Genomic DNA, 343 nt, shown 5'->3' on the forward strand with positions numbered 1-343 from the left:
CCGAATGCCGCGAGTGCAAGTTCTGCAAGTCCGGCAAGACCAACCTCTGCCAGGCCGTGCGCGCCACCCAGGGCAAGGGCCTGATGCCCGACGGCACCTCGCGCTTCTCCTACAACGGCCAGCCGGTCTACCACTACATGGGCTGCTCGACCTTCTCCGAGTACACCGTGCTGCCGGAAATCTCCCTGGCGAAGATTCCCAAGGACGCGCCGCTGGAGAAGGTCTGCCTGCTCGGCTGCGGCGTCACCACCGGCATCGGCGCCGTGCTCAACACCGCCAAGGTGGAAGAGGGCGCCAGCGTGGCCATCTTCGGCCTGGGCGGCATTGGCCTGGCGGCGATCAT

General features: G+C 66.8%; 1 pseudogene. It reads left to right on the top strand.

The annotated features are described in order from the left end of the window. Positions 1-343, top strand: a pseudogene (locus tag DK254_RS00865) (S-(hydroxymethyl)glutathione dehydrogenase); the annotation flags it as partial.

The organism is Pseudomonas sp. RW407, assembly GCF_003176655.1.
GTDB lineage: Bacteria > Pseudomonadota > Gammaproteobacteria > Pseudomonadales > Pseudomonadaceae > Pseudomonas > Pseudomonas delhiensis.